The sequence below is a fragment of the Cryobacterium sp. BB736 genome (assembly GCF_014980265.1).
In the GTDB taxonomy this organism is placed as follows: domain Bacteria; phylum Actinomycetota; class Actinomycetes; order Actinomycetales; family Microbacteriaceae; genus Terrimesophilobacter.
This window is the reverse complement of sequence record NZ_JABXWQ010000002.1, coordinates 277,275-303,264: the sequence shown is the minus strand read 5'-3', so window position 1 is coordinate 303,264 and position 25,990 is coordinate 277,275. Positions and strand designations below refer to the sequence as shown.

Sequence of the window (25,990 nt, the reverse complement as noted above, 5' to 3'; positions counted from 1 at the left end):
AACGCCGCCGTCCCCCTAGAGTGGGGCGGTGGCGTTGAAGGTTGTGGTGGCGGATGATTCGGTGCTGCTTCGCGAGGGACTCGTGCGGGTGCTCGGCGAGGCCGGCGTCGACGTCATCGGGGCGTTCGGTGACGGCGACGAGCTGATCGCGAGCCTGCCCGAGTTGCGGCCCGACCTCGCGGTGCTCGACGTGCGGATGCCCCCGACCTACAGGGATGAGGGAGTGCGCGCGGCGATCAGCGCGCGCGAGCTGCAGCCGAACCTCGGCATCCTGCTGCTGTCGCAGTACGTCGAGGTCGCGTACGCGAGCGAACTGCTGTCATCCGGCAGCGGCGGCATCGGCTACCTGCTCAAGGATCGCGTCGCGAGCCTCGACGAGCTGAAGGACGCGATCGAGCGCATCGCGGCAGGCGGCACTGTGCTTGACCCCGAGGTCGTGACACAGCTGCTCGGCCGGCGGCAGAACCCGCTCGAGAGCCTCACCCCGCGCGAGCGCGAGGTCATCACCCTCATGGCCGAGGGGAAGACCAACGCGGCGATTGCATCCGCGTTGTTCATCGGCACCGGTGCTGTGGAGAAGAACGTGACGTCGATCTTCCAGAAGCTGGGCCTCGAGGATTCCGGCACCGACCACCGCCGGGTGCTCGCGGTGCTCGCCTGGCTGCAGCGCTGACCCTCGGTCAGCGGAGGTTGGAGAACTTCAGCGCGATCGCCTTGAAGTTGGCGATGCGCTGCTCATACCGGGCGGCGAGCACGATCAGCAGCACGCCGCCGGCACCCAGCCACAGCCACCACGGGAAGAACTCGTACGCCGCCCGCAACTGAGGCAGGAACGTCGCGATCCCGTGGATCAGCACCACCACAACGCCGATCGTGAACGGCGCCTGCAGCCGCTTGGCCACGCCCACGACAATCACCGCGACACCCACCACCCCGAGGCCGACCAGACGCCACATGGGGCGGTCGTCGATTGTCGCGATCAGCGATGGCAGCAACAGGATGCCGGTTCCCGGGCCGAGCCACGGCCATGACCGCGCGGTTGCCACCTCGTTCAGGTGGTTTGCGCCGGTGACGAGCAGCGCGAGCGCTATTGGCACGAAGAGGATCTCGACGGGCTCGACGGTCTGCAGGGCCAGCAGCGCCCCGATCAACGCGAAGCCGATGGCGCTCCACCCGACAACCGGGGTGAACGGCACCCGGTCGCCCAGGAACGACAGCACGTGCACGGCGGCGAACGTGACCACGATCGCCATCGCGCGCACAGCGCCAAGCCGGGTGTCAGGCAGATTCGTCAGCTCAATGAGGAGAACCGCCGCCATCGCGAAGATGACAAGCCCGTTCGCGGCGAGGGTGCGCAGGCGATCGCCGGATGCCCGAAGGCCCAGCCCGATCGCGGCGACGAGCAGCACCAGGAACATTCCGGCCAGCCACACATCTCGCGCGACGTCCAACACCGACGCCTCGGCGGCCCGTCCGATCGCGGTGACAGCCACACCGATCGCACCGGCGGCCGCGGCGGCGTCGAGCCAGGCGCGTGAACCGCCGCGCAGGAAACTGCCCGCGAGCAGCAGCGCGCTCGACGCCGCGAACAGCACGATGGCGAGCATCGGATCCCCGGTCGCGTACTGGAACGCGAGCGGCAGGATGGCGACAAGCGCCCCTCCGAGCGCGATCAGCGGCGCGGCGACGGATGTGCCCCGCGCGCGGTGCACCAGAATCCCCACGACGATGAGCGCGCCCGCGAGCGGCAGGAGATAGGGCTCAGGCGAGGAGACCGCGTCGGCGCTGAGGCGCCACCACAGGCCACCGGTGGCGAGGGTGAGAGCGAGCCAGCCGAAGTGTCGGCGCTGGGACTGCGAACCGAACAACCCGTCGGTGTCGATCGCGAGCAGCAGGGCCGTGACACCTCCCAAAGCGAGCACGAGCCAGCCGGCGTCGGCATTGGACCACACCGCCCAGCCCAGGGCGGGCACCGCCACGATCGCGACTCCGACATCCCGCGCCCAGCGCGGCAGCGTCGAACGACCGAGCACCGTGACGACGAGCGACCCGGCGGCCGCGAGCAGTGCGGCGCTGATCGGCGCGACCGCCGCGCTGAACTCGACCAGTCCCAGCGCGAGCGCGAACGACGTGACCGCCAGGTACAGCGCCGGGCCGATGCCGACGGATGCGACGATGCGCTCCACCTTCAGCACCCGGTTCACGCGGAGCAGCCACAGCGCGATCCCGGCGAGCAGCAGCAGGGCGACACCGAGCCCGGTCCAATACTCGGGCAGGAGCAGCAAGCCCCGCTCGGCTGCGCTCAGCCGCTCCAGCCAGGCCGGGGTCGAGCCGACCAGCATCGCGATCAGCGCGCCGCTGACCCAGAACACTGCGCGGCGCTCCAGCGCGCTGACCAGCCGGTTCGGGAACGCGGCGCCGGCGAACACCACGACCGCGGCGAGCCCGGCGAACCGGATGCGGCCCGCCGCGTCGACAGCATCCGGGACTCCGGAGCCGAACGTGATGTGTGCCGCAACCGCTGCCGCGGAGCCGATGACCAACACCGCTATCACCGCGGCGATCGCCGCGCGAGCGGGCCGCGCAACCAGCATCCGGACCCCGATGAGCAGCCCGAGGCCGACGATCGTGCTCGCCCACCAGGTCTCGATGCTCACCCAGCCGAACAGATAGCCGATGGTGCCGGCGGTGGCCAGTGCTGCCACGAGCGGGCCGCGGATGCGCTCCCCACGATTCAGCAGGAGCAGCCCGAGGGCGACCACGGCGATGGCGAGCCAGCCGGCGAGCACCATCCACACGGTGTTCAGCAGCGGAACCGCGAGCAGCAGCGCGATGACGGCCGCCCAGGCGACCACGACGAGGCGCCGGCCCAGCATCCCGGCGACGCCCCACAGGAGTCCGGCGAGTGCGGTCGCGATCGCAAGCCCAAGCACCGCCCAGCCCAACTCGTCGCCAACGAAGTAGATGGTGTCGATCGCAGCGTTATCCCACGGCTGGAAGATGGCGCTCGCCACCGTGACCAGCACGGTGAACGCGCTGACCCCGACCGGCAACGCGAGAACGAGCAACGCCACCGCGCCGGCGCTCACGGTCGCCAGCAGGAGCGAGCGGCGGCCGTACCCGTCCGGCAGTTTCGAGCGGATGCCGTCCAACCCGACAGCGACGGCGACAGCCGCGACCGGCGGCACAAAGTAGGAGAAGGGGTCCCAGCCGGTGTCGAGCGGCACCATGAGACCGGCCGCGACGACCCCGGCGAACAGGCTGAACCCATAGCCGAAGCCGCGGAACTCGGCGCGAGCGCTGAGCTGCGCGAGCGCGTAAACGTGCGCGCCGGCCACGAGGGCGACGACAGCGAGTGCCACGGCGGGGCCGATCGCCGGATCACCGACGAAGAGGCCGGCGAACGCCGCACCAGCGACAGCGAGGCTGGTCTGGATGAGCACGATGACCCGTTCGACCCGATGTGGGGCGAGGAGCTGGCTGAACCCGGCGATCGCCCCGGCGCTGAAGGCGATGAAGGTGCCGTCTTCGAGCACAAGTTCGTCCGTGATGCCGGCCGCGAGCAGCATGATGCCCGGCACGAACACCGAGTGCCCGACGATGCCGGGGGTGCGCAGGGTGCTCGCGCGGCTCCACAGCGCGAACGCTATCGACGTTGCGACGAACGTGACGCCCCAGTGGATGGCGCCGTGACCGCTCCCGAGCCCGAACAGGTCATTCTCGCGCACCGCCCACGCATCGAGGTAGACCAGCACGACCGCGAACGCGGCGATGCCCTCGGCGGTTGCTCGCAACCCCTTGACACGCAGCAGGTGGGCAGCGACCAGGGCGGCGACGGTGATGCCGCCGATGATCACGCTGCGCCAGATCAGCCCGAAGTTGATGAAGGCGTACACCAGGAAGAAGATGGCGGCCACTGACAGCAGGGTCACGCCGACCAGCAGCAGCGTTACCTGGACGCTCGAGCGGCGCGGCTCAACCGTGAAATTGTCGCCTGGTGTTCCGGATGCCGGGGGCGGGGGAGCGATGGGCGGCGGCTGCGGTGGGGTGAAGGCCGGCTCCTTGGCCGCCGGTTCGGCGATTGCCGTCGACGAGGTGGCGCCGGCGGGCGATGCGGCTGTCTCGGTCGAGGCCACAGGCACGGCGATTGTCTGCGCCACCGCCTGCGCCCCCTGCAGTGTCAATTCGGCGGCTCGCTGTGCAGTTTCAAATCGCATCCGCCCCACAATTGAAGCGCGGAGTTCGAGCGCGTTCGCAGCCGCGAGCGACACGTCGTGCAACCTGGATGCAGCGGGGTGGTTCAGGTCGAGTCGGCATGAGTCGCAGACCTCACCTGTCAGCCGCGCGAAGCACGCAGGGCAGTTGCCGGTGCCGGTGAGGTCCTCGAGGCGACGAGGGAAGTACATCGGCGCGGCGTAGCCGCGCAACTCGCTGTCGTCTTCGGCCATCGGCGCTGCCCCCTGCTTGTCCCGTCGCGTGTGCAGCTATCACGGTAGCGGTCGTTCGACTCTCGGCGTGGGACGTGCGTGCCAGAGGTGGAAGACTGTGCGAGTGGGGATGGTCGGGAAGGGCCGGGAGGGCCAGGGCGTGCGAAGCCTCGTGCTGCTGGCCGTGATGGTCACCATCGTGGTGACCGGATGCTCGGCTACGCCGCCGTCCGAGACGCGCAAGCCCACGTCGCTGCCGTCCACGTCGCCAACGCCCACTCCGACGCCGATTCCGCTGTGCGAACAGCCTGCCGTGCTCGAAGCGCTCGCAGGCACCGACGCCGAGCTGATCGCCGCGGTCGGTGGAGCAGACGCGTTCCGTGAGGCGGTGGCATCCGGTGCGCAATGCCTGGACCTGAGCGACCCGAACCGGCACTGGGTACTCGTGAACAAGCAGCGCGCGTTGGTGCCGCTCGACTTCGAGCCCGGCGACCTGGCCTGGCCGAGCATCCAGAACATCAACGGCACCCCCCTGCGCGCGAACGCGGTGGCGGCGCTCGAGCAACTGGTGGCGGCGGCGCTCGCCGAGGGCGTTGGGGAAATCGGCATGCTGAGCGGCTACCGCTCGTATGCGACGCAGGACTCGCTTTACGCCTGGCACGTGTGGGACAAGGGGCAGGAGCGGGCGGATCTCGTGTCGGCGCGGCCAGGGCACAGCGAGCATCAGACCGGGCTGACCGCTGATCTGGTGCCGTGCTTCGCATCCGGATGCTTGACGATCGACGACTTCGGAGCGAGCGCGCAGGGCAAGTGGGCGGCCGCGAACGCGTGGCGGTTCGGCTTCATCACACGGTACGAGGCGGGTCGCACCGAGGTCACCGGGTACACGCCCGAGCCGTGGCACATGCGCTTCGTCGGGGTCGAACTAGCGGCGGCGTACCACGACGGCGCGTTCACGACGCTGGAGGAGTTCCTCGGTCAGTCCGCCGCAGCGACTTACTGACGGGTTTTGCTCGCCTCCCTCGGAAACTAGCATCAGGAGAATGAACCGCGATGACGCGGAACGGATGCAGCGCTTCCGGCTGCGGGCTGGGCGCATGGAGGCGTTCAGTGACGGGGTGTTCGCCATCGCGACCACGCTGCTGGTGCTGGAGATCTCGGTGTCGGCAGCCGCTGACGCCGACCTCTTCGGGGCGATTGTGGACGAGTGGCCCTCCTACCTTGCCTACCTCGTGAGCTTCTCCACGATTGGCGCGATCTGGATCGGCCACGCGTACCTCTCCGAGGTTCTTCGTGAAGTGTCCCCAGGGTTTCTGCGGCTCAACCTGCTTCTGCTCCTCTTCGTCGCCTTCCTCCCGTTTCCGACGCGGTTGCTGGCCGACAACCTCGGCATGGAGAACGCGGAGCGAGTGGCAGTGACGCTGTACGGCGCTGTTCTTCTGGCCACGTCAGGTTGCCTGTGGATGCTCTGGCGGTTCGCGCTGAAGGATGACCTCGTGCGCACCGACCGCGACGAAGCCGACCTTCGGTTTGTCGGGCGGAAGCTCACACCCGGCCTTGCCTTCTACGTCGGGCTCATCGTGGTCGGCTTGTTCTTTCCGATCGTCGCGGTGTTCGGCTACTTCCTCGTCGCGATCAGCCTCCTTCTTCCGCGGCGCCGGACGCGAGCCCGCGATACCTAGAACTGCTAGATACCTAGAACATCAAGGTATATGCTGGTCGGCATGGTGTCGAACATCGACAAGGACCTGGTCGCCGCGATGGCGACCCCGCTCGTGCTTGCGATCCTGCTGGAGGGCTCGAGCTACGGCTACGCGATCCTGAAACGTGTGCGGGAGCTTTCGGGCGGGGACCTGGAGTGGACCGACGGGATGCTGTATCCACTGCTGCACCGGCTCGAGCGCCTCGGCTATGTGCGGGCGGAGTGGGGGTCGTCGCCCGAGGGCAGGCGGCGTAAGTACTACGAGATCACCGAGAAGGGGAGCGGCCAGTTAGTCGAGCACCGCAAGCAGTGGGAGACAGCGAACCGGACCCTCGGCGGTATCTGGGGACCGACACCTTCGGTGGCGACGGCATGAGCGACACGCTGGAGAAGCAGATCGGCGAATGGCGCTCTGCGGTGCTGCAGGGAAGGGCGGTCGCCGATTCGGATGCCGATGAACTCGAAGGGCATTTGCGGGAGCAGATCGCCGACCTCGAGGCGGCCGGGCTGACCGCGGACGAAGCGTTCCTGATCGCGGTCAGGCGTCTGGGCGAGGTCAACCAGCTCACTGCGGAGTTCGCACGCGAGCACGGCGAGCGCCTGTGGAAGCAGCTGGCGATCTCACGTCCCGACGATGAGCGAGGGCGGCCGATCGTGACGATGCTCGCCTTCGCCGCACTCGCAGCCGTGCTCGTGCAGGTTGCGAGGTTGATAGGCGAGGCGCCCGGTATCACAGACTCGTTCTTCAACCGCAACGCCAGCCTGTTCGTGCTGCCGGTGCTCGCCGGCTACTTTGCGGTGGTGCGGCGGATGCCGGTGCGATGGATGCTGGGTCTCGGAGCGGTCGTCGCTGTGCTTGCCGTCGCGGTCAACGTGTTCCCCTTCGTTCCTTGGGGAAGCACGGATCTGCTGGTGGCCATCCACCTGCCCGTCGCGCTGTGGTTCGTGGTCGGAGCCGCCTACGTCGCGGGGGAGTTGAGGTCGTCTGCACCGCGGATGGACTTCATCCGGTTCACCGGCGAGTGGGTGATCTACTACGCGCTCATCGCGCTCGGTGGTGCCGTGCTCATCGGGTTGACGATCGCGATTTTGGGGCCGATCGCACCTGGGGCCGTCGAAGGCGTGTTGGACTGGGTCCTGCCATCCGGAGCCGCGGGCGCGGTCGTCGTCGCGGCGTGGCTGGTCGAGGCGAAGAAGAGCGTCATCGAGAACCTTGCGCCGGTGCTGACGGCGATCTTCACGCCGCTCTTCGCCATCATGCTGACGGTTTCAGCGTTCGCGTACGCGATCTTCGGGCTCGGTCGCGAGTTCGACCGCGACCTGCTGATGGTGTTCGACCTGCTTCTGCTCGTCGTGCTGGGGCTGGTCGTCTACGGGATCTCGGCGCGGGACCTGACACGTCGCGAGCGGCTGACCGATGCGATCAGGCTGGTCGCGGTCGTCGCGGCGGTCGTGCTCGACCTGCTGGTGCTCGTGTCGATGTTCGCGCGGATCGGCGAGCTCGGGTTCACAGCAAACCGAGTGGCGGCGCTCGGTCTCAACATCATCCTGCTGGTGAATCTCGTCGTGACGGCTTGGCTTATCGCGCGGTTGTTGGCTGGCCGGGACCCGGCAGCGCGTGTCGAACGCTGGCAGACCGGCTACCTCCCGGTGTTCGCCGGCTGGGTGCTGTTCGTCGTGCTTGTCCTGCCGCCGCTGTTTAGCTTCGCATAGATACGTTCGGCCATTTGCGGGGTGGACGCTGTCTCTAGCACAGCGCCCTCACGTGCCAAGTCGGGAGGCCGCGCGCACCTGCTTGCCGTCGATTACCCGCGTGAAACGGTCCAGCGGTATGGTCGCGAATCATGAGCTCCAACACGCCCCAATCACTGCCCCAACTTCAGTCAGTCGCGGTTACAGCACTCAGGAACTACGCCACGGCAACCGACGCGGAGAAGACAGAATTGCTTCGCACGACGGCGGGCGCCTTCGTGTCCGCAAGGGAGCATTTCTTCACAAAGGAGGGGACTCCGGATTGGGGAGGGCGGACTCACGCGTACCGTAGTTGGGTACGCGAGAACATGACTCTTGCGGAGGTGCCCGCGGCCGACGCGTCTGCACTGCAAGCGGCGATCAGGTACCACAGCGGGAACATACTCCGGGGCCTATTGGACGCGGAGACGCTTATGAGTTTGGGCATGCGTTCAGCTAGTCCGCGCGAACGTTCCGCAGAGAAACAGCAGCGCAACTCCGAGATCCTCTCCGTCTTTGGTGGCGGGGGACAGGCGCTCACGGGAGCGGATGAAATTGTTGCGGCAAGTCGTACCATCGAGGCTGTCCTTCGCCGGATAAGGCTTGATGCCGTCGTGGCGCTGCCTCCGGAGTCTCGAAGTGAAGTCGCTGCGCTCGCGGAAGCCATTAACACGCGCTCGAAGGCCATCGCTGCGGCGGCAGCCGTCACCTGACCGCGCGGTTGTGTGTTGATCGGGACGTGACGATTTCGCTGGGGATGCCGGCGGTCGATGGGCTGAGCGAAGCTGTCCCGTTCAATTGGAGGGGATGACGGGAATCGAACCCGCACCATCAGTTTGGAAGACTGAGGCTCTACCATTGAGCTACATCCCCACAGGCGCCTGAATCAGGCGCGACTGCCGTAGCTACTGTACCGGATGCGTCAAGCTCACGGGATCGGCACGCCCGCCTCGCGCAGCCACGCCAGCGCGGGATCCAGGTAGGCGCCAACCTTCAGCCCGAGGTCGACGCCCGCCCACTGCCAGAGCACGACGTAGCCGACAACGATCGACAGCAGCACGCCGAGGATGCCGAGGAACACGCCCCAACCGGCGCGTCGCCGACCATTCGGCCGGTAGCCGAGCCGACCCCAGCCGCGAGCTCGCGCCGCGCCGATGCCACCAACGATGAACGCTGCGACGCTCAGCACGAACACAGGCAAGACGACCGACAGCACACCGAGGATGAAGCCGATGGTCGCGGGGAAGTTCCTGCGGTCGTCCTGCGCACGCTGGGGGAGCGGCGGATTCGCCTCTCCCGCGCGAGGAGCGCTCAAGCTGGGGTCTGGCAGCCCGGAGAGTCGTGGCGCCGTGGCCATCCCGGCCGGCGCGGTCGGCAGACCGGGAGGCGCAGGAGGAAGGTCAGCCGCGCTCAGCGGTGCCGAGCGGAGCGGCGCGGCAGGCTGGGCCAACGGCGATGCGGTGGCGGGTGCGGGCGGCGCCGCGGGGGCGGATGCCGACGGAGCCGATGGTGGCGGAGGAGGCGGCGCTGATGTCCGCAGCGGTTGCGCACTCGCCGGCGGCACCGGGGCGGGAGCAGCGCTCCCGGGGAACCGCGGCGCGGCCGGCGCAGCAGGAGTGGTCGGCAGGGGTGGTGCAGGAGGGGCAGCCAGAGCCGACGCGAAGGCAGCCTCGAAACTGGGCAGCTCATTGTGCGACGGCCCGAACGAGACCAGCTCTGCAGGCAGAGCCGCGGTGGCCATGGCGGGTGCGGCAGGCGGTGGCGTGCCTCCATCCGAAGCATTCCCCGAAGCGTCTAGCGGGGTCGCCGACCTTGGCGGCGGCGGCGCGGAAACCGGGCCGCTCGACGTGATCGCGAGCGGTGCTGCGGGCAGCGACGCATTCCCCGTCGGCTTGGGCGCCGAATGGCTCGTCCAGTTCTTCCCATCGAACCAACGGATGTTTCCGGTGACGATCGGATCCGGGTACCACCCGGCCGTCGGCGCACCAGTGATCGTGTCAGTCATGCGGGCCACCGTTCCCCCCGGGTCAGCATCAGCATCCGCACGAGGTCGGATACTGCCGCCAGCATAGGGCAATCCCAACCGATAACCACAGCGAACCGCTCGCGAAAAGCGGCTAGACTTGCCGAGGCCAATTTGCGTTCACTTGCGCGTGCACTGGCCGAGCCACCCAGTTGAACGGGGCGTAGCTCAGCTTGGCTAGAGCGCCCGCTTTGGGAGCGGGAGGCCGCAGGTTCAAATCCTGTCGCCCCGACGATTGCCCATTTCCATCATCAGGAGTAACGACAAACCCATGAAGACCACCGTCGACCGGTTGAGCCCCACCCGCGTGAAGCTGATCATCAACGTCAGCCCCGAGGAGCTCAAGCCCAGCATTGACCACGCCTACAAGCACATCGCTGAGCAGGTCAACATCCCTGGTTTCCGCAAGGGCAAGGTGCCGCCGCCCATCATCGACCAGCGGATCGGCCGCGACGAGGTAATCAACCACGCTGTGAGCGAGGGACTCGACAAGTTCTTCCGGCAGGCAACCGAGGAGACCGGCATCCGCCCGCTCGGCCGCCCGGAAGCCGACGTCACCGAGCTCCCGAACAGCAAGGACTTCAGCGGCGACCTGGTCGTCACCGTCGAGGTTGACGTGCGCCCAGAGTTCGAGCTGCCCTCGCTGGACGGCGTCGAGCTCACCGTCGACCCGATCGAGGTGACGGATGACGAGGTCGAGGCCGAGCTCGAGAACCTGCGCAGCCGCTTCGGCACCCTCGTCACGGTGGACCGCCCCGCCAAGACCGGCGACTTCGTACAGATCGACCTCAAGGCCACCATCGGCGACAGCGAGGTGGACACCGCGACCGGCATCTCCTACGAGGTCGGCAGCGGCGAGCTCATCGAGGGCATCGACGAAGCGCTCGACACCCTCACCGCGGGGGAGAGCACCACATTCGACGCACCGCTGCTCGGCGGCGACCACGCCGGCGAGACCGCGCTGATCTCGATCGACCTGATCGCAGTCAAGGAGCGCGACCTGCCCGAGGCTGACGACGACTTCGCGCAGATCGCCAGCCAGTTCGACACCATCGACGAGCTGCGCGAGGACCTCCGCGTGCAGCTGAACCAGTCCAAGGTGTTCGGTCAGGGTGCCAAGGCGCGCGACCTGCTCGTCGAGAAGCTGCTCGAGTCGGTGGAGATCCCGATCCCGCAGCAGCTCATCGACGACGAGGTGCACCGCCACCTCGAGAACGAGGGACGCCTCGAGGACGACGCGCACCGCGCCGAGGTCGCCGAGTCCAGCGAGAAGACGTTCAAGCAGCAGCTGCTGCTCGACGCCGTGGTCGAGGCCGAAGAGGTCAAGGTCAGCCAGGACGAGCTCACCCAGTACCTGGTGCAGAGCGCCGCGCAGTACGGCATGGAGCCGGGCGAGTTCATTCAGGTGCTGTCGCAGAACGGCCAGATCCCCGGCATGGTCGGTGAGGTCGCGCGCGGCAAGGCGCTAGCGCGCGTGCTCGCCAAGGCCACTGTCAAGGACACCGCAGGCAACGTGGTCGACCTTTCCGCCTTCACCGCCACCCCGGATGAGGACGAAGACGGCTTCGACCCGCGCGGCACCGCCGACATGCTGCAGCAGCTGAACACCGGCGACCGCGGCACCGACAGCCACGGTCGCACGCCCGACCACGAGCACTTCGGTCACGACCACCAGTAGGTCGCATCGACTCGCGGGCTGGGCTTCGGCTCAGCCCGCGCTGTAATTAACGCGCGGACGTGAGCTCGTCGGCGTAGGCGTGGATCGCCCGCGAGTACTCCGTCATGGTGCCCGCAAGCGCGTGCAGCGCGATCGCCGCACCCTTCTGCGGGTCGCCGCCCGTCACGTGAGCCAGCGCGAGGAAGGCGTTCGCTGCCGAGGACTGCGGATGCGCCGGGTCGGTGACCCCGCTCTCCTCGAGTATCCGGATGGCTTCGCTCGCCTCTCCGAGGTTCCGCAACGTGCTCGCGAGCTGGATGATCGCGTAGGACTTGTGCGGCTCGGGCAGCCCCGCCTCGAGCGCCCGGCGGTACAGAGGTGCCGCCTCGGCCTCCTGCCCGACGTAGTCCCTGGCGCTGGCCGCCTCGAACGCGGCGCGGGCATCCGTTTCGCCCCGCTCCGCCACCAGCTCATCGATCCGGCGCAGCACTTCAGCCTCGCCGAGTTCGGCAGCGGCACCCCACACAGCATCGACCCGAGCATCCCAATCCGCATTCACGCCTGTAAGCGTAGGCGGGACTCTCAGCCGACGGCGAACACGGCAGTTCGCAAGGTGTCGCTCGGATAGATTCGTAACGCAAGCGACAACTGAATGGAGCGCGACAGCATGGCCCAACCGGCACTCGTCAGCAGTATCTTCGACCAACTCCTCAAGGATCGGATCATCTGGCTCGGATCCGAGGTACGCGACGACAACGCGAACGAGATCTGCGCCAAGATCCTCCTCCTCGCCGCCGAGGACTCGAGCCGCGACATCTACCTGTACATCAACTCGCCCGGTGGCTCGATCACCGCGGGCATGGCGATCTACGACACCATGAAGTTCGTCGGCAACGACATCGTCACGGTGGGCATCGGCATGGCGGCGTCCATGGGGCAGTTCCTGCTGTCCTCCGGCACCAAGGGCAAGCGGTACATCACGCCGAACGCGCGCGTGCTGCTGCACCAGCCGTCCGGCGGCTTCGGCGGCACCGCTGCCGACATCCAGACGCAGGCCAAGCTGATCCTCGACATGAAGCAGCGGATGGCCGAGCTCACCGCAGAGCAGACCGGAAAGTCCATCGAGCAGATCATCAAGGACGGTGACCGCGACAACTGGTTCACCGCGCAGGAAGCGCTGGAGTACGGGTTCGTCGACCACCTGCGCGAGTTCGCCACCGACGTCGTCGGCGGCGGCGGAACCGAAGACACCTCGGCAGAGAAGTAGGGAACAGGCACAATCACCATGGAATTCACGAACCCCTCAATGTCCTCCGGCTACCAGCCGTCAGGGCTGGCCCGCCCAACGGCGGAGTCGCGCTACATCCTGCCGAGCTTCGAGGAGCGCACGGCCTACGGCTACAAGCGCCAAGACCCCTACGCGAAGCTGTTCGAGGACCGCATCGTCTTCCTCGGCGTGCAGATCGACGACGCGTCGGCGGATGACGTCATGGCCCAGCTGCTGGTGCTCGAGAGCCAGGACCCCGACCGTGACATCGTCATGTACATCAACTCGCCCGGTGGCTCGTTCACCGCGATGACGGCGATCTACGACACGATGCAGTACATTCGGCCGCAGATCCAGACCGTCTGCCTCGGGCAGGCGGCCTCGGCCGCCGCGGTGCTGCTCGGTGCCGGTGCGCCAGGCAAGCGACTCGCGCTGCCGAACGCGCGCATCCTGATCCACCAGCCGGCAACCGGCGACGCCGGGCGCGGCCAGGCCTCCGATATCGAGATCCAGGCGCGGGAGATCCTCCGGATGCGCACCTGGCTCGAGGAGACCATCTCGCAGCACTCCGGCCGCACCATCGAGCAGGTCGGCTCGGACATCGACCGCGACTACATCATGAGTGCCGCCGAGGCGCTCGAGTACGGCCTGATCGACCAGGTGCTCACGAGCCGTAAGAGCCTGCCGGCGCTCACCAAGTAGCTCCCGCCGGTATCAGGTCACGCCAAGGGCCCCGCACTTTCGAGTGCGGGGTTTCTTGTTGTCCACTGCCCTATGAAAGAATCTGCGTATGAATGCAGATAACGTGATTGGCGATGTCGGCGACGCCGAGTTCGCCGAAGTCGCGGTCGAGGTCTTCCGGATGCTCGCCGACGCGACTCGGGTGCGGATCATCCTCGCCCTGCGCACTGGGGACCTGTCGGTCAACGAGCTGGCGGAGGCGGTCGGAAAGTCGCCGGCGGCCGTGTCGCAACACCTCGCCAAGCTGCGGCTGGCGCGCATGGTCTCGACCCGTCACGTCGGCACTCGCGTGTACTACCGCCTCGAGGACGAGCATGCGAGTGCGCTCGTCACAAGTGCCATCCAGCAGGCCGAGCACTCGCTCGGCGGAGTGCCGCGCCACCACCGTTCGGACGCACGGAGCGCCTCATGACGCACGAGACCCGCGACGACCCCCACACGCACGACCACCGTCACGACCATCACCACGGTCACGGTCACGGTCACGACCACGACCACGACCACGGGCACACCCATCCGACCGGATTGAAGGGCTTTCTCCATTCGCTCTTCGTGCCGCACAGTCACGACGCCAGCGACTCGATCGACGATGCGCTGGAGGCGAGCTCGCAGGGCATCCGCGCGGTCAAGCTGAGCCTGATCGGACTCGGCGTAACCGCGGTGCTGCAGCTCTTCGTCGTCCTCATCAGCGGCTCGGTCGCCCTCCTGGCCGACACCGTGCACAACTTCTCCGACGCGCTCACCGCAATCCCGCTGTGGATCGCGTTCGTGGTCGGCCGCCGGGCCGCCAACCGGCGCTACACCTACGGCTACGGGCGTGCTGAAGACCTCGCCGGGCTGTTCATCGTCGCCATGATCGCGCTGTCGGCGGTCGTGGCCGGTGTCGAATCGATTCGCAGGCTCATCGACCCTATGCCGATCAGCAACCTTGGCTGGGTGCTGGCTGCGGGCATCATCGGCTTCGCCGGCAACGAACTCGTCGCCGTCTACCGCATCCGTGTCGGCCGCCGCATCGGTTCGGCGGCGCTCGTCGCCGACGGGATGCACGCCCGCACCGACGGGTTCACGTCCCTCGCGGTCGTGCTCGGTGTCATCGGCGTGTGGTTCGGGATGCCGCTGGCCGACCCGATCGTCGGGCTGGTCATCACCGCGGCGATCCTCGTGCTGCTCTGGGGGACGGCACGTGACATCGGCCGTAGGCTCCTCGACGCTGTAGACCCGGAATTGGTGGACCGCGCCGAGGCAGCTCTGGCTCGCGTCGATGGCGTGCGTTCGGTCGACGTCGTGCGGCTCCGCTGGATGGGCCACCGGCTCACGGTTGCCGCCGACATCGACGTCGATCCTTCGCTGTCAGTGTCGGTGTTCAGTCAGATCGAGCAGCGGGCAGCGCACGCGCTTTCGCATGCGCTGCCCGGCGTCGGACTGGTCCGACTCAGCCCTTCGGCGCACTCTTCGCGCGATGCACGAGGACCGCAATAAGCGCACCGATCGCCCCGAGTCCCAGCACGCCGCCGAGGAGCAAGCCCCACGGCGGGCCGCTGTCCGCGACCGTCTCGGCGTCGTCCCCGTTGTCGGTGGGCAGTGGCGTGTCTGTCGCGTCGGAGGTCTGCTCCGGCGCGGCGGCCGGCTCCTCGCCACACACCGGCGCGGTCGCGCGTCCCTCGCTGATCGGCGCATCCGGGGCAGCGGGCGCCCAGCTGAACGGGATGGTGCCCGAGATGGTGTGCCCGTCCGCAGAGACGACCTGCCAGTCCAGGGTGTAGTCGCCGGGCGCGCCGAGCTCCGGCACGCTTGACGCGCTCGGTCCCTCGACGACGACGCAACCGTCGCCGTAGAACAGCCCGTCGGCATCCGTCACCTGCATGATCGCCGCGCCAGCGGGAAGCAGGTCGTCGCTTGTACGGATCTCGAAGCGCGCGGGCAGTTCGGTGAGCACCTGGTCGTCGGATGGCGTCGTCGAGATGACGGCGTTGTGCGCGGATGCCGGCCCGGCCAGGCCGAGCAGCGCGATGGCAGCGACCGCTCCTGCGGCCATTAGGTTCTTGCGTTTCACTGTGATCTTCTTTCAGCCGTGCGCTGCACGGCGACGATGTGGCACGCGGATGCGTGAGTGCTCTTCGTTCGCCGATCTTCAGGCGAAGAGGGCTAGCGGCGGACCGCGATGCCGCATCGGCGACAGCATCCGTCGCAGCGCGCGAGGGACGACGCTGCGTGACCATTGCGCGCCGGATGCCTGACGGGGGAGAGCCACGGGGGCGACGAGCAACCGGTTGAGGAGTGCGCCGACGCTGAGCCGCGCGGTCTCGAACAGGCTCCAGAACGCCCGCTCGCCGAAGCGCAGGATCAGAAAGGTGATGACCGCGGCCACCACGTGGGCGAGCCACATGGTCTCACCCGCGTGCACAGCGTGCACAGCGTGCACGGTGGGCGCGAGCGGCTGAAGGCCGGCGAGCCCGCCCGGGTGCGCGTGCGCTGCGACCGGGACCGCAGCGATCGGTGCGCTCAGGCTGCTGAAGAACGCGTGGAACGCGAACTGGCTCAACGCGATCGAGACCGCCAGTCGCATCCGGGACAGCCGCTTGCCGGCCAACGCGACGCAGAGCATGCCGGAGAAAGCGAGGCAGAGCAGGATGCCGGCCGGGCCAGGAAGATCGCCATCGGCTGCTGCGTGCGAGAAGGCTGCGATGAAAGTCGACACCAGAGCCGCCGCTTGACCGCGGGCGACGCGGGCCCAACGTGTCGACATGTGTGCGCTCCTGAGTGCTGCGAGGTTCCTCGCGAACAATCCTAGGCGGCGCGCCGTGGGAGGTTATCGGCACGTTGCATCAGAGTGTCCTCGGGTCGGGTTAGGCTCGGTAGCAGGATCACGGTAAAGAATGCGACCCCCGAAGGTGGGGGACCGGGAGGAGGCCGCGAATGGCACGGATAGGCGAAAGCGCCGACCTGCTGAAGTGTTCTTTCTGCGGCAAGAGCCAAAAGCAGGTGCAGCAGCTCATCGCGGGCCCAGGGGTCTACATCTGCGACGAGTGCGTCGAGTTGTGCAACGAGATCATCGAGGAGCGCCTCGCGGAGTCGGGGGAGCAGGCGACAGCCGACTTCGACCTGCCGAAGCCCAAGGAGATCTTCACGTTCCTCGAGGAGTACGTCATCGGCCAGGAGCCGGCCAAGCGGGCGCTCTCGGTCGCGGTGTACAACCACTACAAGCGCGTTCGCGCCGGCCGCACCATCCACTCAGCCGATTCCCACGATGACGTGGAGATCGCTAAGAGCAACATCCTCCTCATCGGGCCAACCGGATGCGGCAAGACCTACCTCGCTCAGACGCTGGCCAAGCGCCTCAACGTGCCGTTCGCCGTCGCCGACGCCACCGCGCTCACCGAGGCCGGCTACGTCGGTGAAGACGTCGAGAACATCCTGCTCAAGCTGATCCAGGCCGCGGACTACGACGTCAAGCGGGCCGAGACCGGCATCATCTACATCGACGAGATCGACAAGATCGCCCGCAAGGCGGAGAACCCCTCGATCACCCGCGACGTGTCGGGTGAGGGTGTGCAGCAGGCGCTGCTGAAGATCCTGGAGGGCACCGTCGCATCCGTGCCCCCGCAGGGCGGACGCAAGCACCCGCATCAGGAGTTCATCCAGATCGACACGACGAACGTGCTGTTCATCGTCGCCGGCGCGTTCGCCGGGCTGGAGGAGATCATCTCTCAGCGTGCGGGCAAGAAGGGCATCGGCTTCGGCGCCCCGCTGCACAGCAAGGGCGACGACATCAACCTGTTCAGTGAGGTGCTGCCGGAGGACTTGCACAAGTTCGGACTCATCCCGGAGTTCATCGGTCGTCTGCCGGTCGTCTCGACGGTCACGCCGCTCGACCAGGCTGCGCTCATGGACATCCTGACGGTGCCGAAGAACGCCCTCGTGCGGCAGTACCAGCGCATGTTCGAGATCGACGGTGTGCAGCTCGAGTTCGAGACGGATGCGCTCGAGGCGATCGCCGATCTTGCGGTGCTCCGTCAGACCGGCGCTCGCGGGCTGCGCGCGATCATGGAAGAAGTGCTCGGGCCGATCATGTTCGAGGTGCCTTCGACCGAGGATGTCGCGCGCGTCATCGTGACCAAGCAGTCGGTCATCGACAACGCTGCGCCGACCATCGTGCCGCACAAGCAGCGTCGCCAGGAGAAGTCCGCGTAACTCTCCGCCTCCCGATGGTGGAGCTCTTGGCGGTCGAGCTTTGTCGAGACCTCGCAGAACTCCCAGGGGTCAGAAAGCGGCCCTTATGGCGCTGGGAAGGGCGCTTTGCGACCCCTCAAGGGTCCGGTGGTGGAGCTTGTCGAGACCTCGACCGGCGATCTCAGAGGCCACCTAGCATCCGCCGCGCCTCGTCCGCGTGCGTGACGTCGACCATCACCGAGTAGGAGCTGGCCTCCATCGTCTTCACGCTCGAGAAGTCACGCTGGCCGCGAGTCGACCATTGCCCGATCGCGCCGAAGATCGCGCCCCACAGCGCTCCGAGCAGCACGCTGAACAGCAGCACCGCCCACCAGGCGATGCCGATCACAAACAGACCGAAGATAACGCCGATGAGCAGGCCGAACCAGGCTCCGCCGATCGCTCCCATCCCTGCAGCCTTAGCCACGGTCATCCGGCCGGTGATCTGCTCGACGCTGCGCAGCCCGGTTCCGACGATGCGCAGCCGGCTGACGTCGAACCCGTCGTCGGAGAGCTTGTCGACAAGTGCCGCAGCCTCGCGATAGTTGGAGAACTCACGAAGCGGTGTCTGCGCGACCTCTTCTGTCGGTTGAACGGATGCGTCGGTCATCATCGTCTCCTCTCGGTCAGGCCCCGAGGCTATGGCTCAAACCTGACCGATTCGCGAGACTTCGATGCTGGCTTACTCCAGCCCGCGGCGCTTCAGCAGCGGCTCGATGACCGCGTCACGCCCACGGAACTCGCGGTATGCCTGCAGGGCGTCCTTCTTGCCTCCGACACCGAGCAGGAGGTTGCGGAAGCGGTCGCCGTTCTCCCGCTTCAGCCCACCGTTCTCCTTGAACCATTCGACGGTGTCGGCGTCGAGCACCTCACTCCAGATGTAGGAGTAGTAGCCGGCGTCGTAGCCACCCGAGAAGGTGTGCGCGAAATAGGTGCTCGAATATCGGGTCGGCACCGCTGCATTGTCGAGCCCGACCGCGGCGAGAGCCTCGGCTTCGAAGGCCGCGACATCCGTCACCTCGTCATCCGCGGTGATCGCGTGCCACGCCTGGTCGAGCAGGGCCGCCGCGAGGTACTCGCTGGTCTTGAAGCCCTCGTTGAACTGCTCGGATGCATGCAGCTTGTCGACGAGCTCCTGCGGCATCGGCTCACCGGTCTCGTGGTTCACCGCGTAGTTCGCGACCACCTCTGGCCACAGCATCCACATCTCGTTCACCTGGCTCGGGAACTCGACGAAGTCGCGGAACACCGAGGTGCCGCTGAATTTCGGGTAGCTGACGCGCGCGAACAGGCCGTGCAGCGCGTGGCCGAACTCGTGGAAGAAAGTGTTGACCTCGTCGTAGGTGAGCAGTGTCGGCTCGCCGGCAGCGGGTTTGGGCACGTTGAGGTTGTTCACCACCACCACGGGGTGGTCGAGCAGCTCGTTCTGGCCGATCAGGTCGTTCATCCAGGCACCGCCGCGCTTGGAATCCCGCGTGTAGAGGTCGAGCAGGTACAGCCCGACCTCGCTCCCGTCCTCGTTCCGGACCTCGAACACGCGGGCATCCGGGTGGTAGGCCTGCAGGTCGGTGCGCTCGGTGAAGGTGATGCCGTACAGCTTCGTGGCTGCGAAGAAGACGCCATCCTGCAGCACCCGCTCCGCCTCGAAGTACGGACGCATCGCGGCCGTGTCGACGTCGTACTTCGCCTGGCGGACCTTCTCGGTGTAGAACGCCCAATCGTGAGCCGCGATCTCGTGGCCCGCGAGCTGCTCGAGGTCGGCCTGCTCCGCGCGAGCATTTCGAGCGGCGGCCGGCGCGAGGCGACCCAGCATGTCGGCGACCGCCTTCGGGGTCTTCGCCGTCTCATCCGCCGTCACATACTCTGCGTGAGTCTGGAAGCCCAGCAGTCGGGCGCGTTCGGCGCGCAGGCGCGTGATCTCCAGCACCAGCTCGCGATTGTCGTGCTCGCCGCCGCGGCTGCCACGCGCGCGTGAGGCGTCCATGATGCGCTCCCGCACCTCGCGGTTCGTCAGGTCGGCGAGGTACGGATGCCCCGTCGGCAGCACCAGCGTCACCAGGTACTTGCCGTCGAGTCCGCGCTCCTTGGCTGCCTCGGCCGCTGCGGAGAGCTCGCCCGGTGCGAGTCCGTCCAGCTCGGAGGCGTCATCGAACACCAGCGCGAGGTCGTTGGTGTCCGCGAGCAGATTCTTCTCGAATCGGGTGGTGAGGGTGGACAGCTTGCTGTTGTAGTCCTTCAGCCGTTCCTTCTGCGCGTCGTCGAGGCCGGCGCCGGCGAGGGTCATCTCGGTGTAGTTGCGCTCCACGAGGTAGCGCTGCTCGTCGTCGAGCCCCAACTCGTCGAGAGAGTCGTGCAGGCGCTTGATCCGCGCGTACAGTTCGGTGTTGAGCCGGATGGCGTCGGCGTGCGCCGCCATCTTCGGTGCGAGCTCCTCCTCGAGCTCGTTGGTGAAGTCGTTGGAGTCCGCCGAGGTCTTGTTGTAGAACACGCGAGCGACGCGCGCGAGGGTCTGCCCGCTGCGCTCCAGCGGCACCATGGTGTTCTCGAATGTCGGCTCGTCGTCGGGTGCCGTGATGGCGGCGATCTCGGCCAGCTGCTCCTCGAAGCCGCGCTCGAAAGCGGGTCGGTAGTGCTCGTCGGTGATCTCGGCGAACGGCGGAAGCTGGTACGGAAGCGTGCTCGGCGTAATGAACGGATTCGTCATGCCCCGAGCCTATTAGCGTTGAGCCCATGACCGAATCTGACGAGCGATACACGCATGGCCACCACGAGAGCGTACTCAGGGCGCACAGCTGGCGGACGGTGGAAAACTCCGCCGCCTACCTGATCCCCGAGCTGCGCGCAGGGGCAACTATCCTCGACGTCGGATCCGGCCCAGGCACCATCACTATCGACCTCGCACAGCGGGTCGCGCCCGGGGTCGTCACTGGTCTCGACTACTCGGCGGATGCTGTTGCCCGCGCGCAGGAGAACGCGCGGCAGAAGGGCGTCGAGAACGTGAAGTTCGTGGTCGGCGACGCCTACAACCTCCCGTTCGAGGACGACAGTTTCGACATCGTCCACACGCACCAGACCCTGCAGCATGTTGGGCGTCCGGTTGACGTGCTGCGCGAGATGCGCCGCGTGGTGAAGCCCGGGGGAGTCGTGGCCGCGCGCGAGGTTGACTGGGCCGGCATCATCTTCTACCCGGAGTTGGACGCGCTGTCGCGCTGGCAGTCGCTGTACGACGCCGTGCACCGCAGCAACGGCGGCGAGCCGAACGCCGGCCGCCGTCTGAAGGCGTGGGCGTACGAGGCGGGGTTCACGGATGTCTCTGGCCACGCATCCGTGTGGGGGATGAGCTCCGATGAGGACCGCGGCTGGTGGGGCGAGACCTGGTCACAGCGCGTGCTGTCGTCGTCGTTCGCGAGCGATGTGCAAGAGCTGAAGCTGGCGACCGTCGACGACCTGGAGCAGCTGTCGAAGGCGTGGATCGACTGGCGGGACGACCGCACCGCCTGGCTCGCCATGCCGCACGGCGAGATCCTCGCGCGCCCTTAGCGCCGCATCCGCACACCATCATCGAGTCGGGAGTTGTTGCCCAATTGGACCGGTCCAATTCGGCAACAACTCCCGACTCGTTTGGTTCCGGATGCCATAAGCCGAGAGGCGATGCAAAGAGGTGATTGCAAAGAAGAAGTTGCAAAAGACTGATTGCAAAGAAGTACTTGCAAAGACCTCTTTGCAATGCTACCTTTGCACTCATGGAAGAAACACCGGGCCCGCAGCAGCAGAAGCGCATCCTCGACCTCGAGTCGCTGAAGGCTCTCGCCCACCCGCTGCGAGTTCGCATCTTCGATGCGCTCTCCACCTACGGGCCGGCAACAGCCAGCGGGCTTGCCGAGCGACTCGGTGAGTCAAGCGGGGCTACCAGCTACCACCTCCGCCAACTCGAGAAGCACGCGTTCGTTCGCGAACTCGAGGGCGCAGGCACTGGGCGCGAGCGCTGGTGGGAACGCATCCCCGGCGCCGTCGACCTCGGGCCGGAGGAGTTCATGCGCACCGAGGCAGGCAAGCAGGCATCGAACCTCGTCATGAACGAGTGGTCGAAGAGCCGCGAGCGCAACCTCGCCGACTTCGTGAACCGCGGCATGGAAACCATGCCGGAGGAGTGGCTCAAGGCGAGCATGATCAACGTCACCAGCGTGTTCGCCAGCGCGGCCGACCTGACCGAGTTCAACCAGAAGGTGCTCGCCCTGCTCGAGCAGTTCGCCCTCGCGCACCGCGCACGCAACGTCCCGGGCACCCGCCCGGTCCAAATCCAATTCAACGGATTCCCGATCGTCGATGGCGAGGAGATTCCGTCCCCTGAAACAGGAGAAAAGCCATGACTAGCTATGCCGCAAGTGCACCATTCACGGCCCCTGTAATGACAGTGGTCACGGGTACGTTCGAAGTAATCAAGGAGGTGAATTCGATGACAACCGCAACCGCCAGGGAGGCCTTCACCGGCTCATCCGTGGCCCGTCGCGCGCCCCACACCGGCTTCGACCGCATGGTCGCCCGACTCGCTGTTGCGATGCTCAAGTGGTCACGAGAGCGTGCCGAGCGCAAGGCGCTGACCCATGAAGAGCATGCCCGTCTCATGATGACGGCCACCCACACTTCTCAGCGCGAAGCTGATGCGCTTCGCCTCACCCAGCTGCGCGGCTAAGCCGGCAGCTCCACAGCCCCAACCAGCTCCACCAGCCCCACAAAGACTCAACTCCGGCGAGAAGTGGCGTGCCAGCTGCCTAGAGCTGTTCCTCCACCCACTCCTCGCCGGAGTTGACTTGTCCTTATGGTAGACGCCCTCCCGGCGTCTACCCTTCCTCGGCCTTGACCTCGTCGGCGAGTTCAATCGCGGTGACGCTGACCTCGTCGCTCTCGACGAAAGTCAGCTCCTCGATCCGGCCGACCGACTTCAGGTCCACCGCGGCCTGCTGCAGCAGCACCGGCCCGGCGATTGTGGCTGACGCGACCGGGGTCTTCTGCGAAGCCTTCGCGTTCGTCTTCGCTCCGCGGATGCCGATGAGCGCCTGCCCGACAAGGCCGAGCAGTCCGGTTGCCTCGGCATCCGTCGCAGAGGCCGGCCACTCGGCGGTGTGCACCGACCCGTCGTGCGTCCACGACCAGACCTCTTCGGTGGCAAACGGGATGAACGGCGCGAACAGCCGCAGCATCACGTCGATCGCGGTGCGCAGGGTGGTGACGGCCGACGCTTGCGCTTCGGCTCCGGATGCCCCGTACGCGCGCTCCTTGACCAACTCGAGGTAGTCGTCGCAGAAGGTCCAGAAGAACTGCTCGGTGACTTCGAGAGCGCGAGTGTGCTCGAACTCATCGAACGCTCGCGTCGCGGCGGCGACCACCCGGCTCAGTTCGGCCAGCAGGTCGATGTCGAGCGGCTCGGTGGCCCGGTCGACGCCGTCGGCCGCCTCGGGGAACGAGTACACGAACTTCGCGGCGTTGAGCACCTTGATGGCGAGCCGGCGCCCGATCTTCATCTGCTTCGGGTTCTGCGGGTCGAACGCGGCGTCGGTGCCGAGCCGGCTCGAGGCCGCCCAGTAGCGCACTGCGTCCGAGCCGTGTTCGTCGAGCATCGCAGCGGGCGTGACGACGTTGCCCTTCGACTTCGACATCTTCTTGCGGTCGGGGTCGACGATGAAGCCGCTGATCGTGGCGTTCTTCCACGGAACGCTGTCCTGCTCGAGCTGCGCGCGCAGCACGGTGGAGAACAGCCAGGTGCGGATGATGTCCTGGCCCTGGCTGCGCAGCGAGTACGGGAAGACAGCGTCGAACAGCTCCGGGTCGCTCTCCCAGCCGCCGGCGATCTGAGGCGTGAGGGATGAGGTCGCCCAGGTGTCCATGATGTCGAAGTCGCCCTCGAACCCACCCGGCTGCCCGCGCTGGCTCTCGTCGAACCCGTCCGGGACATCCGATGACGGATCGATCGGCAGCTGTGCCTCCGCGGGTGCGATCACGTCGGCGCGTTCGCCGTGCTCGTCCAGCCGGTACCAGACCGGGATGGGCACGCCGAAGAAGCGCTGCCGGGAGATCAACCAGTCGCCGGTGAGGCCGCCGACCCAGTTCTCGTAGCGCACGCGCATGAACTCCGGCACGAAGTTGATCTCGCGGCCGCGCTCGACGAGCTTGTCGCGCAGGTCCTCTTCGCGCGCGCCGTTGCGGATGTACCACTGGCGCGTGCTGACGATCTCGAGCGGCTTGTCGCCCTTCTCGTAGAATTTCACCGCGTGGGTGGTGGGCCGCGGGTCGCCGATGAGATCGCCGCTTTCGCGCAGCAGCTCGACGATGCGCGCCTTGGCGCTGAACACGGTCTTGCCCGCGAGCTCGGCGTAGGCGACCTTGCCCGCCTCAGCGGTGATCGCATCCGGGGCATCCGGCAGCACGCGGCCGTCCTTGCCGAGGATGGTGCGGTTCGGCAGGTCCAGCTCGCGCCACCAGACGACGTCGGTGACATCGCCGAAGGTGCAGATCATCGCGATTCCGGTGCCCTTGTCCTGCTGCGCCAGGTGGTGCGCAACAACGGGGACCTCGACATCGAAGATCGGGGTGCGCACGGTGGTGCCGAAGAGCGGCTTGTAGCGCTCGTCATCCGGATGCGCGACCAGTGCCACACAGGCGGGGAGCAGTTCCGGCCGGGTCGTCTCGATCTCGATCGGCTGTCCGTCGGGCTTGTGGAAGGTCACCCGGTGGTAGGCGGCCTGCTGCTCCTTGTCCTCGAGCTCGGCCTGCGCGACCGCGGTGCGGAAGGTGATGTCCCACAGCGTCGGGGCGTCCGACTGGTACGCCTCGCCGCGCGCCAGGTTGCGCAGGAAAGCGCGCTGCGCGACCGTGCGGGCGTGGTCGCCGATGGTGCGATAGGTCTGGGTCCAGTCCACGCTCAGGCCGAGTTTGCGCCAGAGCGCCTCGAACTGCTTCTCGTCCTCAATCGTGAGGCGCTCGCACAGTTCGATGAAGTTGCGGCGGCTGACCGGAACCTGGTCGGCTGCCTTCGCGCTCTTGTTGTCGCCGCCCTCGAACGGCGGCGTGAAGTCGGGGTCGTAGGGCAGCGACGGGTCGCAGCGCACGCCGTAGTAATTCTGCACGCGGCGCTCTGTCGGCAGCCCGTTGTCGTCCCAGCCCATCGGGTAGAACAGGTTCTTGCCGCGCATCCGCTGGTAGCGGGCGATCAGGTCCATGTGGGTGTAGCTGAACACGTGGCCGATGTGCAGCGACCCGGATGCCGTGGGCGGGGGAGTGTCGATCGAGAACAGGTCGTCGCGCTGGGCGTCAGCGGCGAGAGCACGAGCGCGGTCGAACAGGTAGGTGCCTTGTCGCTCCCAGCGCTCACCCCACTTAGCTTCGAGTCCCTCGAGGGCGGGTTTGTCGGGCAGAGAAAAGGCCATCAGGGGCTCCGAATCGCTATGTGCGGCACCGTGTCCGTTCCAAAGGTGCCTGAGTGTGGGTTTGCCCCATTCTAACCGCCCGGCTCAGCGGGTGAGCGTGATGGTGAAGTGCGCTTCCTCTCCGTTGCCCCGGATGCTCACCGTGTACACCTGCGACGGCTCGCTGCACTGGTACGGCAACTCGAACTGCCCGTTCGCGGGCAGGCCGGTCTCGTACGGTTCGGAGAACGCGTTCGTCGTCGCCACGCCGATCGCGGCCTCAACTGCGTTGGTGGTGGTCCAGGTGAAGTTGACCGGCACGGATGCGTTGTCGTTCGGGCAGCCGACCGAGGTGCCACTCGGCGGGGTGAGGCTGAGGAACGCCGGGCTGGGCGATGGCGGTGGCTCCTGCGTCGGTTCCGGGCTCGGCTCCGGCTCCGGCGTTGGGGTGGGCGTCGGAGTCGGAGTCGGTGTCGGCGACTCCAATGTCTCGGTGGGTGTCGGGGTCGGCTCCGGCTCGCTCGGACGCGTGAACAAGAGAAAGAGCAGCACGATCAGCGCGATGAGCAGCAAGCCGCCGATGATAGAGAGCCACGTGATCAGCCGGCGGTTGCGCTTGCCGGGGTCCTTGCCCGCGCCGCCTCCGCTGCCGCCCGGGGGTTGGCCGTAGTTGGGCGGCTCATTTCGTGGCGGGACCTGCGGTGGTGCAGCGGCTGGTGGCGGGGTGAACATCTCCGTTGGCGCATCATCGCCGGGTGTAGGCAGCCGCCGGGTCGGATCGTTCTCCGGATCGGGCATCCGCTGGGTCGGAGTGTCGTCACTCATTGTCC

Annotated in this window: 24 protein-coding genes, 2 tRNA genes and 1 pseudogene; 16 read left to right on the top strand and 11 right to left on the bottom strand. The window is 67.1% G+C overall.

Features of this window, described 5'->3' with window-relative positions:
* Window positions 1–34: 34 nt before the first annotated feature.
* Window positions 35–673, top strand: a complete 639-nt coding sequence (locus IRG63_RS07900) for a response regulator transcription factor (protein WP_193509813.1) — start codon at window positions 35–37, stop codon at window positions 671–673.
* A 7-nt stretch (window positions 674–680) separates the two neighbouring features.
* Here IRG63_RS07900 and IRG63_RS07895 read toward each other — a convergent pair whose 3' ends face one another.
* Entirely contained in the window at window positions 681–4,448 is a 3,768-nt protein-coding gene (locus tag IRG63_RS07895; RefSeq protein ID WP_193509767.1) for an SCO7613 C-terminal domain-containing membrane protein, read from the bottom strand.
* Window positions 4,449–4,557: 109 nt separating this feature from the next.
* On the opposite strand from IRG63_RS07895, the gene IRG63_RS07890 reads away from it, so the two are divergent.
* The 5 genes from IRG63_RS07890 to IRG63_RS07870 all read left to right on the top strand — a co-directional run bounded on the left by IRG63_RS07890 (window position 4,558) and on the right by IRG63_RS07870 (window position 8,573).
* A complete protein-coding gene (locus IRG63_RS07890; RefSeq protein WP_193509812.1) occupies window positions 4,558–5,430 on the top strand; it encodes a M15 family metallopeptidase in 873 nt (290 codons plus the stop codon).
* A gap of 40 nt (window positions 5,431–5,470) precedes the next feature.
* The gene (locus tag IRG63_RS07885) at window positions 5,471–6,109 is read left to right on the top strand and encodes a TMEM175 family protein (protein ID WP_193509766.1); all 639 of its coding nucleotides are present in this window, start codon (window positions 5,471–5,473) and stop codon (window positions 6,107–6,109) included.
* A gap of 42 nt (window positions 6,110–6,151) precedes the next feature.
* Complete coding sequence (locus IRG63_RS07880) at window positions 6,152–6,505, top strand: PadR family transcriptional regulator (protein WP_193509765.1); 354 nt, start codon at window positions 6,152–6,154, stop codon at window positions 6,503–6,505.
* Window positions 6,502–7,842, top strand: coding sequence for a permease prefix domain 1-containing protein (locus IRG63_RS07875; protein WP_193509764.1), 1,341 nt, complete (start codon window positions 6,502–6,504; stop codon window positions 7,840–7,842). The genes IRG63_RS07880 and IRG63_RS07875 overlap by 4 nt, the downstream gene beginning before the upstream one ends.
* A 452-nt stretch (window positions 7,843–8,294) precedes the next feature.
* On the top strand, window positions 8,295–8,573 hold the full coding sequence (locus IRG63_RS07870) for a hypothetical protein (protein WP_193509762.1): 279 nt from the start codon (window positions 8,295–8,297) through the stop codon (window positions 8,571–8,573).
* Between the two features lie 86 nt (window positions 8,574–8,659).
* Here the strand turns inward: IRG63_RS07870 and IRG63_RS07865 are convergent.
* The 3 genes and pseudogenes from IRG63_RS07865 to IRG63_RS14080 all read right to left on the bottom strand — a co-directional run.
* Window positions 8,660–8,733 (bottom strand) — tRNA-Gly (locus IRG63_RS07865).
* Window positions 8,734–8,788: 55 nt separating this feature from the next.
* A complete protein-coding gene (locus IRG63_RS13760) occupies window positions 8,789–9,175 on the bottom strand; it encodes a hypothetical protein (RefSeq protein ID WP_227411972.1) in 387 nt (128 codons plus the stop codon).
* Window positions 9,176–9,781: 606 nt separating this feature from the next.
* Window positions 9,782–9,865 (bottom strand): annotated as a pseudogene (locus IRG63_RS14080) (DUF2510 domain-containing protein); the annotation flags it as partial.
* A 175-nt stretch (window positions 9,866–10,040) separates the two neighbouring features.
* Between IRG63_RS14080 and IRG63_RS07855 the strand changes: the two are divergent.
* Together IRG63_RS07855 and tig are read left to right on the top strand one after the other, a co-directional pair.
* Window positions 10,041–10,115 (top strand) — tRNA-Pro (locus tag IRG63_RS07855).
* 39 nt (window positions 10,116–10,154) lie between these two features.
* Window positions 10,155–11,561: a trigger factor gene (gene tig / locus IRG63_RS07850; RefSeq protein ID WP_193509760.1), complete on the top strand. Its 1,407-nt coding sequence runs from the start codon at window positions 10,155–10,157 to the stop codon at window positions 11,559–11,561.
* Window positions 11,562–11,607: 46 nt separating this feature from the next.
* Here tig and IRG63_RS07845 read toward each other — a convergent pair whose 3' ends face one another.
* On the bottom strand, window positions 11,608–12,099 hold the full coding sequence (locus tag IRG63_RS07845) for a tetratricopeptide repeat protein (protein WP_370566204.1): 492 nt from the start codon (window positions 12,097–12,099) through the stop codon (window positions 11,608–11,610).
* 108 nt (window positions 12,100–12,207) lie between these two features.
* On the opposite strand from IRG63_RS07845, the gene IRG63_RS07840 reads away from it, so the two are divergent.
* From IRG63_RS07840 to IRG63_RS07825, 4 genes are all read left to right on the top strand, one after another.
* A complete protein-coding gene (locus IRG63_RS07840) occupies window positions 12,208–12,807 on the top strand; it encodes an ATP-dependent Clp protease proteolytic subunit (protein ID WP_168626997.1) in 600 nt (199 codons plus the stop codon).
* Between the two features lie 39 nt (window positions 12,808–12,846).
* On the top strand, window positions 12,847–13,509 hold the full coding sequence (locus IRG63_RS07835) for an ATP-dependent Clp protease proteolytic subunit (RefSeq protein WP_193509810.1): 663 nt from the start codon (window positions 12,847–12,849) through the stop codon (window positions 13,507–13,509).
* A gap of 88 nt (window positions 13,510–13,597) precedes the next feature.
* On the top strand, window positions 13,598–13,960 hold the full coding sequence (locus tag IRG63_RS07830; RefSeq protein WP_193509759.1) for a metalloregulator ArsR/SmtB family transcription factor: 363 nt from the start codon (window positions 13,598–13,600) through the stop codon (window positions 13,958–13,960).
* A complete protein-coding gene (locus IRG63_RS07825) occupies window positions 13,957–15,027 on the top strand; it encodes a cation diffusion facilitator family transporter (protein ID WP_193509758.1) in 1,071 nt (356 codons plus the stop codon). Before IRG63_RS07830 ends, IRG63_RS07825 begins: the two co-directional genes overlap by 4 nt.
* On the opposite strand, the gene IRG63_RS07820 is transcribed toward IRG63_RS07825, so the two are convergent.
* Together IRG63_RS07820 and IRG63_RS07815 are read right to left on the bottom strand one after the other, a co-directional pair.
* Window positions 14,981–15,601, bottom strand: a complete 621-nt coding sequence (locus IRG63_RS07820) for a copper resistance CopC family protein (protein ID WP_193509757.1) — start codon at window positions 15,599–15,601, stop codon at window positions 14,981–14,983. The genes IRG63_RS07825 and IRG63_RS07820 overlap by 47 nt on opposite strands.
* Before the next feature lie 78 nt (window positions 15,602–15,679).
* Entirely contained in the window at window positions 15,680–16,294 is a 615-nt protein-coding gene (locus IRG63_RS07815; protein WP_193509756.1) for a hypothetical protein, read from the bottom strand.
* A 170-nt stretch (window positions 16,295–16,464) separates the two neighbouring features.
* Between IRG63_RS07815 and clpX the strand changes: the two genes are divergently transcribed.
* The gene (clpX, locus tag IRG63_RS07810; RefSeq protein WP_168627002.1) at window positions 16,465–17,739 is read left to right on the top strand and encodes an ATP-dependent Clp protease ATP-binding subunit ClpX; all 1,275 of its coding nucleotides are present in this window, start codon (window positions 16,465–16,467) and stop codon (window positions 17,737–17,739) included.
* A gap of 160 nt (window positions 17,740–17,899) precedes the next feature.
* Here clpX and IRG63_RS07805 read toward each other — a convergent pair whose 3' ends face one another.
* Both IRG63_RS07805 and IRG63_RS07800 read right to left on the bottom strand, forming a co-directional pair.
* Window positions 17,900–18,367, bottom strand: coding sequence for a general stress protein (locus IRG63_RS07805; RefSeq protein WP_193509755.1), 468 nt, complete (start codon window positions 18,365–18,367; stop codon window positions 17,900–17,902).
* 72 nt (window positions 18,368–18,439) lie between these two features.
* Window positions 18,440–20,461, bottom strand: coding sequence for a M3 family metallopeptidase (locus IRG63_RS07800; protein ID WP_193509754.1), 2,022 nt, complete (start codon window positions 20,459–20,461; stop codon window positions 18,440–18,442).
* A gap of 26 nt (window positions 20,462–20,487) precedes the next feature.
* Here IRG63_RS07800 and IRG63_RS07795 point away from each other — a divergent pair, with 26 nt between their 5' ends.
* The 3 genes from IRG63_RS07795 to IRG63_RS07785 all read left to right on the top strand — a co-directional run bounded on the left by IRG63_RS07795 (window position 20,488) and on the right by IRG63_RS07785 (window position 22,450).
* The gene (locus IRG63_RS07795) at window positions 20,488–21,297 is read left to right on the top strand and encodes a class I SAM-dependent methyltransferase (RefSeq protein ID WP_193509753.1); all 810 of its coding nucleotides are present in this window, start codon (window positions 20,488–20,490) and stop codon (window positions 21,295–21,297) included.
* Window positions 21,298–21,500: 203 nt separating this feature from the next.
* Window positions 21,501–22,127: a transcriptional regulator gene (locus tag IRG63_RS07790; protein WP_168627006.1), complete on the top strand. Its 627-nt coding sequence runs from the start codon at window positions 21,501–21,503 to the stop codon at window positions 22,125–22,127.
* A gap of 86 nt (window positions 22,128–22,213) precedes the next feature.
* Window positions 22,214–22,450 carry a hypothetical protein gene (locus IRG63_RS07785; protein ID WP_168627007.1) on the top strand — a complete coding sequence of 79 codons (237 nt, stop codon included), beginning with the start codon at window positions 22,214–22,216 and terminating at the stop codon, window positions 22,448–22,450.
* A 148-nt stretch (window positions 22,451–22,598) separates the two neighbouring features.
* Here IRG63_RS07785 and valS read toward each other — a convergent pair whose 3' ends face one another.
* Window positions 22,599–25,181 carry a valine--tRNA ligase gene (gene valS, locus IRG63_RS07780; RefSeq protein ID WP_193509752.1) on the bottom strand — a complete coding sequence of 861 codons (2,583 nt, stop codon included), beginning with the start codon at window positions 25,179–25,181 and terminating at the stop codon, window positions 22,599–22,601.
* 84 nt (window positions 25,182–25,265) lie between these two features.
* A complete protein-coding gene (locus IRG63_RS07775; protein ID WP_193509751.1) occupies window positions 25,266–25,985 on the bottom strand; it encodes a hypothetical protein in 720 nt (239 codons plus the stop codon).
* Window positions 25,986–25,990: the final 5 nt, after the last annotated feature.